At 62.6% G+C, this 15,259-nt stretch carries 19 protein-coding genes; 17 read left to right on the top strand and 2 right to left on the bottom strand.

From position 1 onward, the window contains the following. The first annotated feature begins 65 nt into the window (after positions 1 to 65). The 6 genes from motA to ASD64_RS12665 are packed head-to-tail and all read left to right on the top strand — an operon-like array spanning position 66 to position 4,922. Entirely contained in the window at positions 66 to 941 is an 876-nt protein-coding gene (motA, locus tag ASD64_RS12690; protein ID WP_056105943.1) for a flagellar motor stator protein MotA, read from the top strand. 35 nt (positions 942 to 976) lie between these two features. Further along, positions 977 to 1,900, top strand: coding sequence for a FliM/FliN family flagellar motor switch protein (locus ASD64_RS12685; RefSeq protein ID WP_056105568.1), 924 nt, complete (start codon positions 977 to 979; stop codon positions 1,898 to 1,900). A 40-nt stretch (positions 1,901 to 1,940) separates the two neighbouring features. After that, positions 1,941 to 2,324: a flagellar motor switch protein FliN gene (fliN, locus tag ASD64_RS12680; RefSeq protein ID WP_056105941.1), complete on the top strand. Its 384-nt coding sequence runs from the start codon at positions 1,941 to 1,943 to the stop codon at positions 2,322 to 2,324. Between the two features lie 50 nt (positions 2,325 to 2,374). After that, positions 2,375 to 3,388: a flagellar motor switch protein FliG gene (locus tag ASD64_RS12675; protein WP_413813604.1), complete on the top strand. Its 1,014-nt coding sequence runs from the start codon at positions 2,375 to 2,377 to the stop codon at positions 3,386 to 3,388. A gap of 14 nt (positions 3,389 to 3,402) precedes the next feature. Next, positions 3,403 to 4,485: a flagellar biosynthesis protein FlhB gene (gene flhB / locus ASD64_RS12670; protein WP_056105566.1), complete on the top strand. Its 1,083-nt coding sequence runs from the start codon at positions 3,403 to 3,405 to the stop codon at positions 4,483 to 4,485. Further along, positions 4,482 to 4,922, top strand: a complete 441-nt coding sequence (locus tag ASD64_RS12665) for a hypothetical protein (RefSeq protein ID WP_056105565.1) — start codon at positions 4,482 to 4,484, stop codon at positions 4,920 to 4,922. Before flhB ends, ASD64_RS12665 begins: the two co-directional genes overlap by 4 nt. Here ASD64_RS12665 and ASD64_RS12660 read toward each other — a convergent pair. Together ASD64_RS12660 and ASD64_RS12655 are read right to left on the bottom strand one after the other, a co-directional pair. Then, positions 4,912 to 5,679 carry a helix-turn-helix transcriptional regulator gene (locus ASD64_RS12660; protein ID WP_056105564.1) on the bottom strand — a complete coding sequence of 256 codons (768 nt, stop codon included), beginning with the start codon at positions 5,677 to 5,679 and terminating at the stop codon, positions 4,912 to 4,914. The genes ASD64_RS12665 and ASD64_RS12660 overlap by 11 nt on opposite strands. After that, on the bottom strand, positions 5,676 to 6,386 hold the full coding sequence (locus ASD64_RS12655) for a helix-turn-helix transcriptional regulator (protein ID WP_056105940.1): 711 nt from the start codon (positions 6,384 to 6,386) through the stop codon (positions 5,676 to 5,678). Before ASD64_RS12655 ends, ASD64_RS12660 begins: the two co-directional genes overlap by 4 nt. 462 nt (positions 6,387 to 6,848) lie before the next feature. Here ASD64_RS12655 and ASD64_RS12650 point away from each other — a divergent pair, with 462 nt between their 5' ends. The 11 genes from ASD64_RS12650 to flgH all read left to right on the top strand — a co-directional run bounded on the left by ASD64_RS12650 (position 6,849) and on the right by flgH (position 15,251). Further along, complete coding sequence (locus ASD64_RS12650; protein WP_056105563.1) at positions 6,849 to 7,223, top strand: YciI family protein; 375 nt, start codon at positions 6,849 to 6,851, stop codon at positions 7,221 to 7,223. Then, a complete protein-coding gene (locus tag ASD64_RS12645; RefSeq protein ID WP_056105562.1) occupies positions 7,220 to 8,500 on the top strand; it encodes an RNA polymerase sigma factor in 1,281 nt (426 codons plus the stop codon). Before ASD64_RS12650 ends, ASD64_RS12645 begins: the two co-directional genes overlap by 4 nt. A 168-nt stretch (positions 8,501 to 8,668) precedes the next feature. Next, entirely contained in the window at positions 8,669 to 10,183 is a 1,515-nt protein-coding gene (locus ASD64_RS12640) for an aldehyde dehydrogenase family protein (protein WP_056105561.1), read from the top strand. Positions 10,184 to 10,315: 132 nt separating this feature from the next. Further along, positions 10,316 to 10,696 (top strand): flagellar basal body rod protein FlgB, encoded by a 381-nt coding sequence (flgB, locus tag ASD64_RS12635; RefSeq protein WP_056105560.1) that lies wholly within the window; start codon positions 10,316 to 10,318, stop codon positions 10,694 to 10,696. A gap of 6 nt (positions 10,697 to 10,702) precedes the next feature. Beyond that, positions 10,703 to 11,116 carry a flagellar basal body rod protein FlgC gene (gene flgC / locus ASD64_RS12630; RefSeq protein ID WP_056105559.1) on the top strand — a complete coding sequence of 138 codons (414 nt, stop codon included), beginning with the start codon at positions 10,703 to 10,705 and terminating at the stop codon, positions 11,114 to 11,116. 2 nt (positions 11,117 to 11,118) lie between these two features. Further along, entirely contained in the window at positions 11,119 to 11,445 is a 327-nt protein-coding gene (locus tag ASD64_RS12625; protein ID WP_056105558.1) for a flagellar hook-basal body complex protein FliE, read from the top strand. Between the two features lie 11 nt (positions 11,446 to 11,456). Then, a complete protein-coding gene (gene flgG / locus ASD64_RS12620; protein WP_056105557.1) occupies positions 11,457 to 12,245 on the top strand; it encodes a flagellar basal-body rod protein FlgG in 789 nt (262 codons plus the stop codon). Between the two features lie 5 nt (positions 12,246 to 12,250). Beyond that, on the top strand, positions 12,251 to 12,721 hold the full coding sequence (gene flgA / locus ASD64_RS12615) for a flagellar basal body P-ring formation chaperone FlgA (protein ID WP_056105556.1): 471 nt from the start codon (positions 12,251 to 12,253) through the stop codon (positions 12,719 to 12,721). Next, positions 12,718 to 13,956 carry a flagellar basal body P-ring protein FlgI gene (locus ASD64_RS12610; RefSeq protein ID WP_056105555.1) on the top strand — a complete coding sequence of 413 codons (1,239 nt, stop codon included), beginning with the start codon at positions 12,718 to 12,720 and terminating at the stop codon, positions 13,954 to 13,956. Before flgA ends, ASD64_RS12610 begins: the two co-directional genes overlap by 4 nt. A gap of 3 nt (positions 13,957 to 13,959) precedes the next feature. Beyond that, positions 13,960 to 14,550, top strand: a complete 591-nt coding sequence (locus ASD64_RS12605; RefSeq protein ID WP_056105554.1) for a MotE family protein — start codon at positions 13,960 to 13,962, stop codon at positions 14,548 to 14,550. Continuing rightward, positions 14,547 to 15,251, top strand: a complete 705-nt coding sequence (gene flgH, locus ASD64_RS12600; RefSeq protein ID WP_056105553.1) for a flagellar basal body L-ring protein FlgH — start codon at positions 14,547 to 14,549, stop codon at positions 15,249 to 15,251. The genes ASD64_RS12605 and flgH overlap by 4 nt, the downstream gene beginning before the upstream one ends. Positions 15,252 to 15,259: the final 8 nt, after the last annotated feature.

Here is a 15,259-nt window from a genome sequence, read left to right as displayed (position 1 = left end):
TCAAGCCTCACACAAGCCACGCGCGCTATTCGGTGTGCCTGATGTGACGTGCGGAAGGGTTGACCGTGGGAATTCTGATCGGATTGGTGGTCACGCTGGGCTGCGTTCTCGGCGGCTTCATGGCCATGGGCGGTCACCTGCATGTCCTGATGCAGCCCTGGGAACTGGTCATCATCGGTGGCGCTGCGCTCGGCACCTTCCTCGTCGCCAATCCGATGAAGACGGTCAAGGATACCGGCAGGGGCATCGTCGAAGCTTTCAAGCAGGCCGTGCCGAAGGAGCGCGACTACCTCGAAACGCTGGGCGTGCTGCACAGCCTGATGCGCGAGCTGCGCTCGAAGTCACGCAGCGAGGTTGAAGCCCACATCGACAATCCGGGCGAGTCGGCGATCTTCCAGGCCTTCCCGTCCGTGCTGAAGAACAAGGACCTGACCAACTTCATCTGCGACTACTGCCGCATCATCATCATCGGCAATGCGCGCTCGCACGAGATCGAGGCGCTGATGGACGAGGAAATCCACACGATCCGCACCGACAAGCTGAAGGCCTATCATGCCTTGGTGGCGGTAGGCGACGGCCTGCCGGCACTGGGCATCGTGGCGGCGGTGCTGGGCGTCGTCAAGGCGATGGGCGCGCTCGACCAGTCGCCGGAAATTCTCGGCGGCCTCATCGGCGCCGCACTGGTCGGGACCTTCCTCGGCATCTTTCTTTCCTATGCCGTGGTCGGGCCGATCGCGACCAAGATCAAGACGGTGCGCGACAAGAAGAACCGCCTCTACGTCATCGTCAAGCAGACGCTTTTGGCCTACATGAACGGCTCGTTGCCGCAGGTGGCCATCGAATTCGGCCGCAAGACGATCTCCTCGCATGACCGGCCCTCCATCGATGCAGTCGAGCAAAGCACCATGAACGCCGGTACGGCGGACAAGAAGGCAGCCTGAGCGATGCAAGGCATGACGATGAGCAAGGTGGCGTCATGACCAGCCCGGGCAGCCCGGCGGAAGCCCGCTCCCTGATCATCGAACGCCTTGTCGGCGACAGCGGCGACAATTCGCAGGTCATTGGCGCCGGCCGCTCGATGGCAGAACGCGCCCTTCCGCTCATCAACAAGCGACTGGCCGGCGAGATCGGGGTTAACGTCACCGCGGACCTTCAGGCAGTGGAAGTGGCTCGCGTAGCCGAGGCGCGCGCCCGCGCCGGGGAAACTTTCGCCATGACCGTGGTCGCCTCGTCGATCTCATCCGACGCGATGACCATGGTCATCGACGGCTCCGCGGTAACCGTCATGGTCTGCGCCCTGTTCGGAGCGGACCCCGACCAATCCGTTTCGCCCATCGAACGGGATCTCTCGCAGGTCGAGATAGACGTGGCGACGCTGGTGTTCCAGGAAATCGCCCAGATCCTCAACGGCACCGGCAGGCGCTCGCTCGATTTGCGGCTTCCCGTGCCCCGGGCGATTTCGGGCGCGGAGGCCAAGCGACGGGTGCTGCGCGATGGTCCCGCCGTCAAGATCGTGTTTGGCCTGTCGACCCCGACCGATACCGGCAACGTGACCGTGGTCATTCCGCAGCGCGTGCTTCTGGCGCGCAACGGCGCCGATGCCGAAGCCAGCGATGTCTCGGAGTGGCACGCCCATTTCTCCGACGAGGTGATGCGCTCAACCATCGCCCTGGAGGCAACGATGCCTTTGGCCCGGCTGACCCTTGGCCAACTCACGGGCCTGCGCGAAGGCGAGGTTCTCGAGATCGAGGAAACTGCGCAAACACACGCGCGCCTTTCGGCGCGCGACAAGACGCTGTTTGTCTGCGAGTTCGGCAAGCTGGGCAACAACTACACGGTCCGCATCGATCATGCTTACGATGCCGGGCAGGATTTCATCGACGGGCTTTTGCCGGGCTGATCGCCATCGGCACTCGGCAAGACCTATGGGAGACGAAGCAATGAGCCAGGCAAACGCGGAAGTTGAGGCGGATCAGCCGGACGAGCAACTCGATCGGGCCATCGAGGAGTTGCGCGGCGTTCTCCAGCAGGAAGAGGAGCGGCCGGGCGGTGCTGCACACACGGGTAGCGCCAACACCAGCATCATCATGGATATTCCCGTGGACGTTCAGATCGTGCTCGGCACGACGGAGATGCCTGTGTCCGAGCTCATGGCCCTGCAGAAAGGCTCCACGGTGGCGCTGGACCGGCGCATCGGTGAACCGGTCGACGTGGTCGTCAACGGGCGCAAGATCGCGCGGGGCGAAATCACCGTCCTGGAAAGCGATTCTTCGCGTTTCGGCATCCGTCTCACCGAAATCATCGCAACCACCAAGAGCGCCTGACGGCTACAGCCGTGCGCCGGCACGATTTGCGGCAAGGGAGATAGGCCATGATGACAGCATTGACGCTGACGCGCCCGCAGAAGGCAGCCGCGATCCTCGTCGCCATGGGCAAGCCGTCGGCCAGCCGGCTGCTCAAATTCTTCAAGCAGGAAGAACTCAAGGCCCTTATCGAGGCCGCGCGCCTTCTGCGCACCATTCCGCAATCGGACCTCGAGCACATCGTCGCCGAATTCGAAGCCGAATTCACCGAGGGTGCCGGCCTTCTGGATTCCGCCGACAAGATGGACACTATCCTGAACGAATCCCTGTCGCCGGAAGAAGTCAGCGCCATCATGAACGGCAAGCAGGAGGATGTTGCGGACGACGCGCCTCCCCCGATCTGGCCAGAGCTTGAGAAACTGGAGCCGTTGCGGCTTGGTGCCTTCCTTTCGGGCGAGCATCCCCAGACATCGGCCATGGTATTGGCCAAGCTATCGCCGCAAGTGGCGGCAAATGTGCTGCTGACCTTGGAAAAACCCCAGCGCAGCGAGATCATGAAACGCATGGTGACCATGTCGAATGCGCCGCCAACCGCGACAAGGATCATCGAAACCCAGCTTCGCAACCGGCTGCTCGACAGTTCGTCGACAAAAGACACGTCGGCCGGACAGGCCCGCGTCGCCAGCGTCCTGAATGAAATGGACAAGAGCCAGCTCGACGAAGTGATGCAGGACCTGGAGGAGGTCGGCACGCCGGACCTCGCCGGCGTCAAGGCGCGGGTCTTCTCCTTCGACGACATTCCGCTTTTGACACAAAAGGCTCGCGTTCTCGTTTTCGATGGCCTTTCGACCGAATTGATCACCCTGGCACTGCGCGGCACACCAGCCGAAATCACCGAATCCATCCTGTCTTCCATTGGCGCGCGCGCGCGCCGCATGATCGAGTCGGAACTTTCGCAGGGCTCGGAAGGCATCGCGCTGGCCGACATCCTCGAGGCGCGCAAGTCGATTTCATCGGCGACGGTGCGCCTGTCGCGCGAGGGCGCCTTCGAACTCCCCGGGGCGCAGACGGCCGAAGCCGCCTGACCGTTTGAGCCACCATGGCCGATCCCCCCGACAAGGAATCCAAAACAGAGGAAGCGACCGAGAAGAAGATCCGCGACACCGTCGAGAAAGGCAAACTGCCTCATTCGAGGGAAACAGCGATCTTCGGCTCCTTCGTCGCCATCCTCGCCTATGCCGTCTTCTATGCGAAGGACGCGGCAGTCGATCTGGGCGTGTTCCTGTCGATGTTTCTGGAAAAGCCGGAATCCTGGCCGATGAACACAGAGGCCGACGTCATTTCGCTCTACAAGGACGTGATGATGGAGATAAGCCGGGCCGTCGTCAGCCTGCTGGTGCTTCTGGTGGTTGCCGGGGTAGGAACGTCGGTCATCCAGAACATGCCCCAGTTCGTCGGCGAACGGATCAGGCCGCAGTTGTCGCGGATTTCACTCAGCCAGGGCTGGAAGCGGCTGTTCGGCGTACAGGGCTTCGTGGAATTCCTCAAATCGGTGGCCAAGGTCGGGTTCGCCATCCTGGTCCTCATCCTCGCCCTGTCCGACAGCGTCCAAAGACTCCTCGAAGGCATGATCACCAGCCCGGTGGAGTTCGGACTGGTCATTCGCGGCTTCACCGTCGACATCCTCGTCGTCATCGTCTTCGTCATGGGTGCCATCGCTGCGGCGGACATCGTCTGGTCCCGCTTCCACTGGAAGCAGGATCTGCGGATGAGCAAGCAGGAGGTGAAGGACGAGATGAAGCAGTCGGAAGGCGACCCGATCGTGAAGTCCCGCATCCGGTCGGTGGCGCGCGACCGGGCGCGCCGCCGCATGATGGCCGCGGTTCCGCGCGCGACACTGATCATCGCCAACCCAACGCACTTTTCGATCGCGCTCAAATATGTGCGCAACGAGGATTCCGCCCCTGTCGTGCTGGCCAAGGGTCAGGATCTGGTCGCGCTCAAGATTCGCGAGATCGCGCGCGAGCACAACATTCCCGTTTTCGAAGACATTGCGCTTGCCCGCTCCATGTACAAGCAAGTTTCAGTCGATAGCGTGATCCCATCGCAATTCTACCAGGCCGTCGCCGAACTGGTGCGGATCGTCTACTCCAACAAGGCCTCGCGCCGGCAGGTGTCATGAACAGGCAACCGCATGCAGATACACGCGAAAGCATCGTCGCCAATGCCATTGGAGAGGTGGTCGGCGAACTGAGGCTTGTCGACGTCGCCGACTACATCGCCTTCATCCGGCTGGAACATTTCGCCTGCCTGTCCGATCTGGTGGATTCAGCGGCTGAGTTGTATTTTCTGCCGGGCACGCTGCGGCTCGGCCACGGCGGGGAAGCGCACGTCGACTGGGCTGGCAGTCCTCGCATCGTGCTCGACCTCGAACTCAGGCCGCGCGGCGTTACGGTCTATTTCCAGCTTACCCTCGTTGAGGATAAAGCCTCGGTCGTCGTGAACTACGTCTCGTTCGAAAAGCCGAACGATGATCCGCAACACAACACCGACTTGCTGCAAGTGGCGATCGATCGGGCGAGAATACGCCGGACCGTGACAATCGCGGCTACTCGATAAGCCCCAGCCTCAGAGCCTTGGCAACGGCTTGCGTGCGGCTGACGGCGTTGAGCTTTTGAGCCGACTGGGTGAGATACTGGTTGGCGGTGTGGACGGAAAGTTTCAGCAATCGGGCGATCTCTTCGCTCGTATAGCCGTTGGCGGTCAGCTTCAGGCACTCCAGTTCGCGCCGTGACATCGCCCGCGACAGACCCGTGTCTCCCGGGCGAATGCGCGAAACTGCGGAAAACAGGGAGAAGCAGCGGGCATGGATGTCGTAAAGCATGCCCTGCTCAACGCTCATGTCGTCGCCGGTGAACACGACCAGCCCGCAGCGCCCGCGCTCGGCATGGACCGGGAATGCAACGCCGGCCGTCCCCCGCACAAGCGGTTGCGTGGATGATGCCCAGGAAAGATCCGCGAGCCGTTCCTGCATGATGGCGTTGTTCCCGTCCGACCACCAGCGGGGCTGGGTCGACACGCGAACGTGGCGGACGATCTCTTCGCAATCGAGTGCCGATACCGTCTTGGCGATGCCGAAATTGGGATAGTCGGAATCGAAGCATGGGACGAGGCGCGCCCGCTCCAATGACGGCCCGACCATGAACAGTCCGAACGATGTCGCATTGACATCGATGGCGATCCATCGACAGCGACGCACGGCATCGGCGATCGAAACTGTCTGATGCGCCTCCAAAGCAGGCGTGGACGGTCCGAACGGATTGCGTTGATCGTTGAAGGGCGTTTCAGTGCTTTGTCTGGCGGCTGCGCTTGTCAAATGATGCCGCTCCTGATCGCGGTCGCAATCGCCATGGCGCGATTGCTGGCCGAGAATTTCTGGATCGCATGGGTGATGTAGCTGTTGACCGTGTTGGACGAGACGCCCAGGATCACGGCGACTTCATCGGTCGTCTTGCCTTCCGAAACCCAGAACAAGCATTCGCGCTCCCGATCCGACAATGGATCCTGCGTGGCGGCGTCGGCCAGCAGTTGCGGGACCTGACAAAGGGCATAACAACACTTCAACTGGGCCTTCATCAGCGCCGATTGGTCGATTTGCCCTGCCTGGCCCGCCGACACCAACAGGAAAAAGCGTTGCCGTCCGACATTCAAAGCCAGCGAATAGATTTCGGCATGGCCAAGCACATCGAGCAGCACGGCTTCTTCGCCACTGACCAAGTCGCGTGCGCAAGGGGCCTGGCCCGTAACCAGCGCCGACGGGCGGCTACCGAGGATAGAAGTGAGCGGACCTTGCGCCAGCGCGGCGATAAGGCATCTGCCGGTGAGTTCGATGGCATCGAATATCCAGTTCGACGCCACGATGCGTGCGTCGTTCTTCACTTCGCCATGAACGATCGCGACAAGCATATAGCTATCGGCGCCGATCTCGGCCGTCAGTTCCATCAGAAAGCTGGTCAGATCGCCTCGCGACGCAAGCCTGGTGCTGATCGTATCGGTCTTGAGAAGCGCTGCAGAAGCGGTCATTTGGTTCTTTTTGGTCAGAATCGATCTACGTTCCATCGCTGGCACGGCCAGCGGCTGGTTCGACACGCATCACTTTCACGTTGAAACTCACACAGCGCAGACAAGCGCCGGATCGGACGAATCCACCGGGGGAACGCGAAAGCCATCGCGTCTGCACCGGACGGGTCCGGAACGTCAGACTTTAAGATTGCCCGCCTCGCCCCCCAAGGGATCGGCTGATTCGGGTACAATCTAACCCCAGTCGAATCCGACATCAAACACGAATTGACAAAATCGGCTTTTGGAGTCCATCGGCGACTCGGACGAGGCTATTTCTCGGCTGCCGGCAACTCAGGGATCGCGCACGTTGGCGGCAGGTTCGGGGCAACCGTTCGGTCGTGCTGGCCTCCAAAGAATTTTGTCGACGCGTTGTCGGCGCCGCCCTACCCTTTTCGTCCTTTGAAGAGACAAGAAAGGGTACCCATGCTCTACGCTATCCTTTGCTACGCTTCGGAAGACGTCGTCTCGTCCTGGAGCAAGGAACAGGACGATGCCGTAATGGGCAAACTCGCCGCCGTGCAGGAAAAATACGCCAAGGCGGGCAAGCTCGGCCCGGTGGCGCGGCTGTTGCCGACGACGGCCGCAACGACCTTGCGCAGGGTCAAGGGTGAGTCGCTGGTCATCGACGGGCCGTTCGCCGAGACGAAGGAACAGTTCCTCGGCTTCTATACGGTCGACTGCGCCAATCTGGAGGAGGCCGTCCAGTTCGCGCGCGAACTTTCCGATGTGAACCCGAGCGGCGGCTCATATGAAATCCGCCCGGTGGGTGCCCTCAACCCAGTAAAGGCGACTATATGACCGATCCTTCCTGGATCAGTTCCGCGCTGAGTGCTGCTCGCCCGCAGGCGATGGGTGCGATGCTGCGCTATTTCCGCGACCTCGACACCGCCGAGGAGGCATTTCAGGATGCTTGCCTGAGAGCGCTGAAAAGCTGGCCGCAGAACGGACCGCCACGCGATCCGGCAGCCTGGCTGATCCTCGTTGGCCGCAACAGTGGCATCGATGCCGTGCGCAAGCGCAGCCGCCAGACGGCGATGCCGGACGAGGATCAGATCTCCGACCTCGAAGATGCCGAGAGAGATATCGCCGACAGGCTTGATGGCGCTCACTATCGCGATGATATCCTGCGGCTATTGTTCGTATGCTGTCATCCCGACCTGCCTGCAACGCAACAGATAGCGCTCGCCTTGCGCATCGTGTCAGGCCTCAGCGTCAAACAGATTGCGCGCGCCTTTCTGGTCGGTGAAAGTGCCATGGAACAGCGCATTACGCGCGCCAAGGCACGTATCGCCAGTTCAGGCATGCCGTTCGAAACGCCCGGTCCGACCGAGCGTCCGGAGCGGCTCGCGTCGGTCGCCGCCATGCTCTACCTCGTCTTCAACGAGGGCTACTCGACCTCTAGCGGCGATGCCGCCGCACGCGCCCCGCTGTGCGAAGAAGCGATACGGTTGGCGAGGCTGTTGCTGAGGCTGTTCCAGACCGAACCGGAGATCATGGGACTGACGGCCCTGATGTTGTTGCAGCATGCCCGGGCTCCGGCCCGCTTCGACGCCGATGGCGAGATCGTCCTTTTGGACGATCAGGATCGCCACCTGTGGAGCCGCAAGATGATCGACGAAGGGCTGGCGCTTGTCGACAAGGCGCTGAGGCATCGCACGCCCGGCCCCTACCAGGTGCAGGCCGCCATCGCCGCCCTGCACGCCCGCGCGGCACGAGCAGAAGACACGGACTGGCAGGAAATCGAACTCCTATACGGCATGCTCGAACGGATGCAGCCCTCGCCGGTGGTGACGCTGAACAAGGCCGTCGCCGTGGCCAAGGTGCGGGGACCGGAAGCGGCCCTTGCCTTGATCGAACCGCTGGAAGAGCGCCTGTGCGGCTATTTCCATTTCTTCGGACTCAAGGGCGGGCTGCTGATGCAACTGGGCCGTAACGAAGAGGCCCGCACCGCATTCGACCAGGCGATCGCGCTTGCGAACACCGCCGCCGAAGCAGCGCACATTCGCCAGCACATCGACCGGCTGACCAGGGAAGCGGGCGCGCACCGTGTCCAGCACTCAGCGGCTCCACACTGATTTCACTATCCGCAGCACCAGATCTGGTTCAATCGACTCGGGCTCGCTGGGACGATGCCGGGGTGGCGGTCGGCTGCCGAAAAGGATAAGGCATCGGCAAACCTCGCACGAGACCGTGGCGCGGCGCAGGCTGCCGCCGGTGGGCCTCGATTCCGAAAGGGAACATTGATGTCTATATCGAATGAGACGGTCGAGCTTCTGTCGAAGCTTGGCGTTGCAAAGGGTGCCCTGTCGGGTGGCGATCTGGCGGTTCGCAGCCCGGTGACAGGTGAGCAGATCGCCGCGCTGAAGCAGATTTCGCCCGCCGACGCCGGCAAGGCGATCGAGGCCGCGCATACCGCATTCCAGGCCTGGCGTCTGGTGCCGGGGCCGCGCCGCGGCGAACTGGTGCGGCTGCTTGGCGAGGAACTGCGCGCTCACAAGAGCGAGCTTGGCCGGCTGGTGTCGATCGAGGTCGGCAAGATCCCGTCCGAGGGGTTGGGCGAAGTGCAGGAGATGATCGACATCTGCGACTTCGCCGTCGGCCTTTCGCGGCAGCTGTACGGCCTGACCATCGCCACCGAGCGGCCCGGCCACCGCATGATGGAAACTTGGCATCCGCTGGGCGTCGTCGGCGTCATCTCGGCCTTCAATTTCCCCGTTGCCGTGTGGTCGTGGAACGCCGCCCTTGCGCTGGTGTGCGGCGATTCCGTGGTGTGGAAGCCTTCCGAAAAGACGCCTCTGACCGCCCTTGCCTGCGAGGCGATTTTCGCCCGCGCCGTCAAGCGCTTCGGCCCCGACGCGCCGGCCGGGCTCTGCCCGGTGCTGATCGGCGACCGCGCGGTCGGCGAGGTTCTGGTCGACCATCCCAAGGTGGCGCTGGTGTCGGCCACCGGCTCTACCCGCATGGGCCGCGAAGTCGGTCCGCGTCTGGCCAAGCGCTTCGCCCGTGCCGTACTGGAGCTTGGCGGCAACAATGCCGGCATCGTTTGCCCCTCGGCCGACCTCGATATGGCACTCAGGGCCATTGCCTTCGGCGCGATGGGCACCGCCGGCCAGCGCTGCACGACATTGCGCCGCCTGTTCGTGCATGAAAGCGTCTACGACCAGATCGTGCCGCGTCTCAAAAAGGCTTATGAGAGCGTGTCGGTCGGCAACCCGCTGGAGGGCAAGGCACTGGTCGGGCCACTGATCGACAAGGCCGCCTACGACCACATGCAAAAGGCGCTCAGCCAGGCCGCAAGCCATGGCGGCAAGGTGACCGGCGGCAAGCGGGTCGAGAACGGCCATCCGGACGCCTACTACGTCCATCCGGCTCTGATCGAGATGCCTGAGCAGGTGGCACCGGTGACCGAAGAGACCTTCGCGCCGATCCTCTACGTGATGAAGTACACCGACTTCGATACAGCACTTGAACTACACAACGCGGTGGGCGCGGGCCTGTCGTCATCGATCTTCACGCGCGATCTGCAGGAATCGGAGCGCTTCCTTTCCGCAGACGGATCCGATTGCGGCATCGCCAATGTCAACATCGGCACTTCGGGCGCGGAAATCGGCGGCGCGTTCGGCGGCGAGAAGGAGACAGGCGGCGGACGCGAGAGCGGTTCGGACGCCTGGAAGGCCTATATGCGCCGCGCCACCAACACCATCAACTATTCCAAGGCCCTGCCCCTCGCTCAGGGCGTGAGCTTCGACATCGACTGACAGTTGGGTGGGCGCGCCGGAGACAACCGCCGCGCCCTGTCCAACTTTTCCAGCACCGCCAGCTCCTCGTCTCGCGCAAGGCCCGCGCAAGACTGGCCGCCTATTCTCTGGAAACCAGCCCGGAGAAGTCTCATGGAGCCCGTCAATCTATTCGATCTCGCAACGCGACAGTCACAATGGCTGGCCGTGCGCCAGACCGCCATTGCCGGCAACATCGCCAACGCCAATACACCCGGTTACACAGCCAGTGATGTCGAGCCGTTCGAGAAGGTTCTGGACCGCACATCGGTTTCGCTGAGCGCCACTCAGGAGGGCCACCTCGGCTTCGGAGCCACCAATGCCGGCTTCGCCACCAAGCCGCAGGAGTACGACGGCGCGCCGCTCCCATCGAAGAACACGGTGGTGATGGAAAACGAGTTGATGAAGACCGGCGAAGTCAGGCGTTCGTTCGAACTCAACACCGCAATCGTCAAGGCATTCCATTCAATGCTGATGACCGTGACGAAGGCCTGACGCGCGATGGACGCCCTGACAGCCGCCCTCAAGGTCGCAGCATCGGGCCTCGGCGCCCAGTCGGAGCGACTGCGTGTCGTCTCCGAGAACCTCGCCAATGCCCAGTCCACCGGCAACACTTCAGGCGCCGATCCATACCAGCGCAAGACGATAAGCTTTGCTTCCGAACTCGACCGCGCCGCCGGCGTCAATCTCGTCGAGGTGAGTTCGATCGACCGTGACCCGACCGCCTTCCCGCTGGAATTCCAGCCGGGCAACGTGGCGGCCGATGAAAACGGCTACGTCAAGACGCCCAACGTCAATGTGCTGATCGAAATGGCCGACATGACCGAGGCGAACCGTTCCTACGAAGCCAATCTGCAGGTCATCAAGCAGGCTCGCGACCTGATCTCGATGACCATCGACCTGATGAGGAACTAGCGATGATCGGCGGCATCGGTTCAATCCATCTCAAGCCATCGATCGGCACGGCCGGACCCGGAACCGAGCTGTTTCAGGGCGGCGCAACCTCCGGCACGAAGGACGTGGGCACCACCTCATTTTCCGAGGCGCTGTCCCAGGCCGCAACGAAGACCGTGGGCAATCTCGAAAACGCCGAGATGCTGTCGGTCGAGGCACTCAAGGGCAACGCCGACACACGCCAGGTGGTGGATGCGGTGATGAGCGCGCAGCAAACCCTTCAGGCTGCCGTCGCCATTCGCGACAAGATCGTCAGCGCCTATCTCGAAGTCAGCCGTATGAGTATCTGAGGAGCCGCATCGTGAAAGCACTCGCAATCGCCGCAACCGGAATGAACGCCCAGCAGACCAACCTGGAAGTCATTGCCAACAACATCGCCAACATCAACACCACAGGCTACAAGCGTGCGCGCGCCGAGTTCTCCGACCTCCTCTATCAGGTCGACCGCGCCCAGGGTGTTCCCAACCGTTCCAACGCCTCGATCGTGCCGGAAGGCATTTCCGTCGGTCTCGGCGTCAAGACGACGGCGGTGCGCAATGTTCACACGCAAGGTTCTCTCACCAACACCGGCAACGCCTTTGATCTCGCCTTGACCGGCAAGGGCTGGTTCCAGATCGAAAGCGCCGATGGCGGCACTCTCTACAGCCGCGCCGGCGCCTTCAATACCAATGCGACGGGCCAGCTCGTCACCGTGGATGGCGCCAACGTCATTCCGGCAATCAACGTCCCACCCGATGCGGTGGAAGTCATCGTCAACAAATCAGGACAGGTCTTTGCCCGCATCGACGGTCAGGTCGACCTTCAGGATCTCGGCCAGTTGACGCTCGCCAATTTCGCCAACGAGGCCGGCCTTGCCCCGCTGGGCGACAATCTGTTCCAGGAGACGGCGGCGTCGGGTCCGGCGACTGTCGGCGTTCCCGGCGATCCGGGCTTCGCTACTCTCGAGCAGGGCTACCTCGAAAGCTCCAACGTCGATCCCGTCAAGGAAATCACGGAGCTGATCTCGGCTCAACGCGCCTATGAGATGAACTCGAAAGTGATTCAGGCGGCAGACGAGATGGCCGCCGTCGTCTCGAAGAACCTCAGGTAGCACGGATGCTTGCTTCGACTTCCCGCATCGGTTGGCGCCACGCAGTCCTTGCCTTGGGGCTGCTTGCAGGCGGCGCGCCGGCGCTCGCCCAGGAAGTCGTGCTTATTCCCGACCGCGTCATCTATCCGGGCGAGACCATCGTGCCCGGAGCACTGCGGCAAGTCACGCTCGTTCCCGGCAAGCACAGCCCCGACGCGGTCGCGACCAAGCTTGGCGAACTCGACGGCAAGGTTGCCAAGCGCACGTTGCTGCCGGGCCGCTACATTCCCGTCAACGCAATCAGGGACACCTGGCTGGTCGAGCAGGGCGCGGCGGTTCAGGTCTATTTCGCCGCCGGCGGCCTGACCATCTCGGCGACCGCCGTTACGCTTCAGTCGGGGGCGGCCGGCGACCTGGTCAAGGTCCGCAACATCGACAGCGGCAAGATTTTCTCCGGTACAGTCATGGCGGACGGCACCGTCAGGGTCGGCGCATGAGGCGGCTGTTGTTCCTGCTGTTGACGACAGCGGTTGCACTGCAGCCTGCTCTGGCCGATGGTCTGAGCGCCAAGGCCAAGCGCGAGCTTGCCGCCAAAAATGGCGGCGTTACCGATATCGACTACGATCCGGCCACGACCGAGCGCATGTTCGAGGTGGCCTCTGCACCGAGTTCATTGCCGCCCGGCCAGGTCGCCGCACGCATCAAGGACGTTGCCCAGTTGCAAAGCGCGCGCGACAACCAGCTCGTCGGTTACGGCCTGGTGATCGGGCTTTCGGGCTCGGGCGACAGCTTGCGCAATTCGCCGTTCACCGAGCAGTCTATCCGCGCCATGCTGGAAAACCTCGGCATCGCGACGGAGGGCGGCAGCGCCCGCGCCAAAAACGTGGCTGCGGTCATTGTCACCGCCAACATGCCGCCCTTTGTCCAGTCCGGCTCGCGCATCGACATCACGGTATCTTCGATGGGCGATGCGACATCGCTGGCTGGCGGCACCCTTGTCATGACGCCGCTGAAAGCGGCGAACGGCGAAATCTATGCCGTGGGCCAAGGTGCGGTGATCGTCTCCGGCTTCAATGCGCAAGGGCAAGCCGAGCAGGTCTCCCAGGGCGTGCCTACATCCGGGCGCGTGCCGAACGGCGCTATCGTCGAACGCGCCGTCGAAGCCGAGTTCGGCGACCAGTCGATACTCACCCTGCAGTTGCGCAACCCGGACTTCTCCACCGCCGTGCGCATTGCCGATGCCGTCAACGACTACACCCGCCAGCGCTTCGGCGTGCGCGTTGCCGCCGAGCGCGACGCTCGCACTGTTTCGATCAAGAGACCGAAAAACATCTCGGCCGCCCGCTTCTACGCCGAAATCGAGAACCTCGTTATCCAATCGGATACGCCCGCCAAGGTCGTCATCGACGAGCGCACGGGGACCATCGTTATCGGCAATCAGGTAAAAATCTCGCGGGTGGCGATCAGTCACGGCACGCTGACCGTGCGCATCACCGAAGCGCCACGCGTCATCCAGCCCGAGCCTTTCTCAAAAGGCGTGACGGCCGTCGAACCCAACACCGCAATCGACGTACAGCAGCCGGATGCCCGTGTCGCCGTGCTCGACGGTCCCGATCTCGAAACACTGGTCGCAGGCCTCAATCGGCTCGGCGTAAAGCCGGACGGGATCATCGCCATCCTCCAGGGCATCAAGTCGGCCGGAGCCCTTCAGGCCGATCTGGTTCTGCAATAGGTCATGCCGATGTCGAAGCCCCGCCAATTTGCCTTATCTGCCGCTGCCGCCGTCCTGATCGGATGCGGGAGTGCTGGGGGCTTTGATGTCCTTTCCCCTGCACAGGCCGAGACCATCCGCCAGGTCTTGCCAGGCGCACCGGCAGCAGCCGAGCCACAGAAACTGGCGCGTGAAACAGCGCCAGTAATTGCCGGTGGCGAGAGCGAGGTCGAGCGCTTCTGTTCCAACATCGCTGACGCCGCCCGCGACCGCCGCTACGCCTTGCAGGCAGCCGAATTGAAGCAGTTGCAGGCCGAGGTCGACAGCCGAATAAAAGCGCTCGAGGCCAAGCGTAGTGAATATGAGACATGGCTGAAACGCCGTGAAGTCTTTCTCGCCCGCGCCGAAGAAGGCGTGGTCGGCATCTATGCCGGCATGAAGCCCGATGCCGCCGCCGAGCGGTTGGCCATCGTCGATGTCAATCTGGCGGCGGCGATCCTGATGAAGATCGACTCACGCAAGGCCAGCGTCATCCTTAACGAGATGGATCAGAAGGCCGCCGCCAAATTGACCGGCATCATGGCGAGCGCAGCCCGCAGAACGGACCCGTCATGACCCGCAAGCTTGTAACACTTCTTGCTTTCACCTTGCTCGCCGGTTGCGCCAGCGATTTGAGGGAAGTCGGCAAGGAACCGGCTTTGTCGCCTGTCGGCTCAGGCATCGCGGGTGGCAGCGCCTCCGTCTACCAGTACCCGGAAGCACCAGCCAAGCCGGTGAAGCGCTTCTCGCTTTGGGACGACCGCCAAAGCCGCCTGTTCACCGATCCGCGTGCGCTGCGCGCCGGCGACATCCTTACCGTCAACATAAAGATCAACGACAAGGCCCGCTTCAAGAACCAGAACGACCGCAGCCGCACCGCCAGCAGATCGCTGGGCTTCGACGCCGATATTGGTTGGGAGAGCGCGTCCACCGGCGGTTCGGGCGATGGCAGCTTGCGGTCGAAAACCGAGACTGCCGCGGACGGCGCGACCGAACGTTCGGAGACCATCGCTCTCAATGTCGCAGCCGTTGTCACCGACGTGTTGCCCAACGGAAACCTGATGATCAAGGGCTCGCAGGAAGTTCGCGTCAACGCCGAACTGAGGGTGCTGAATATCGCAGGCATCGTGCGCCCATCCGATATCGGAGCTGAAAATACCATTTCCTACGAGCGCATTGCCGAAGCCCGCATCTCTTACGGCGGGCGCGGCCGTATCACGGAAATCCAGCAGCCGGCCTATGGCCAGCAAATCCTCGACCAGGTCCTGCCGTTCTAGGCACGACT

The sequence above is a fragment of the Mesorhizobium sp. Root157 genome (genome assembly GCF_001427385.1).
Taxonomy (GTDB): Bacteria; Pseudomonadota; Alphaproteobacteria; order Rhizobiales; family Rhizobiaceae; genus Mesorhizobium.
Note: the sequence above shows the minus strand (reverse complement) of the source record. Positions and strands in the feature narration are given on the sequence as shown.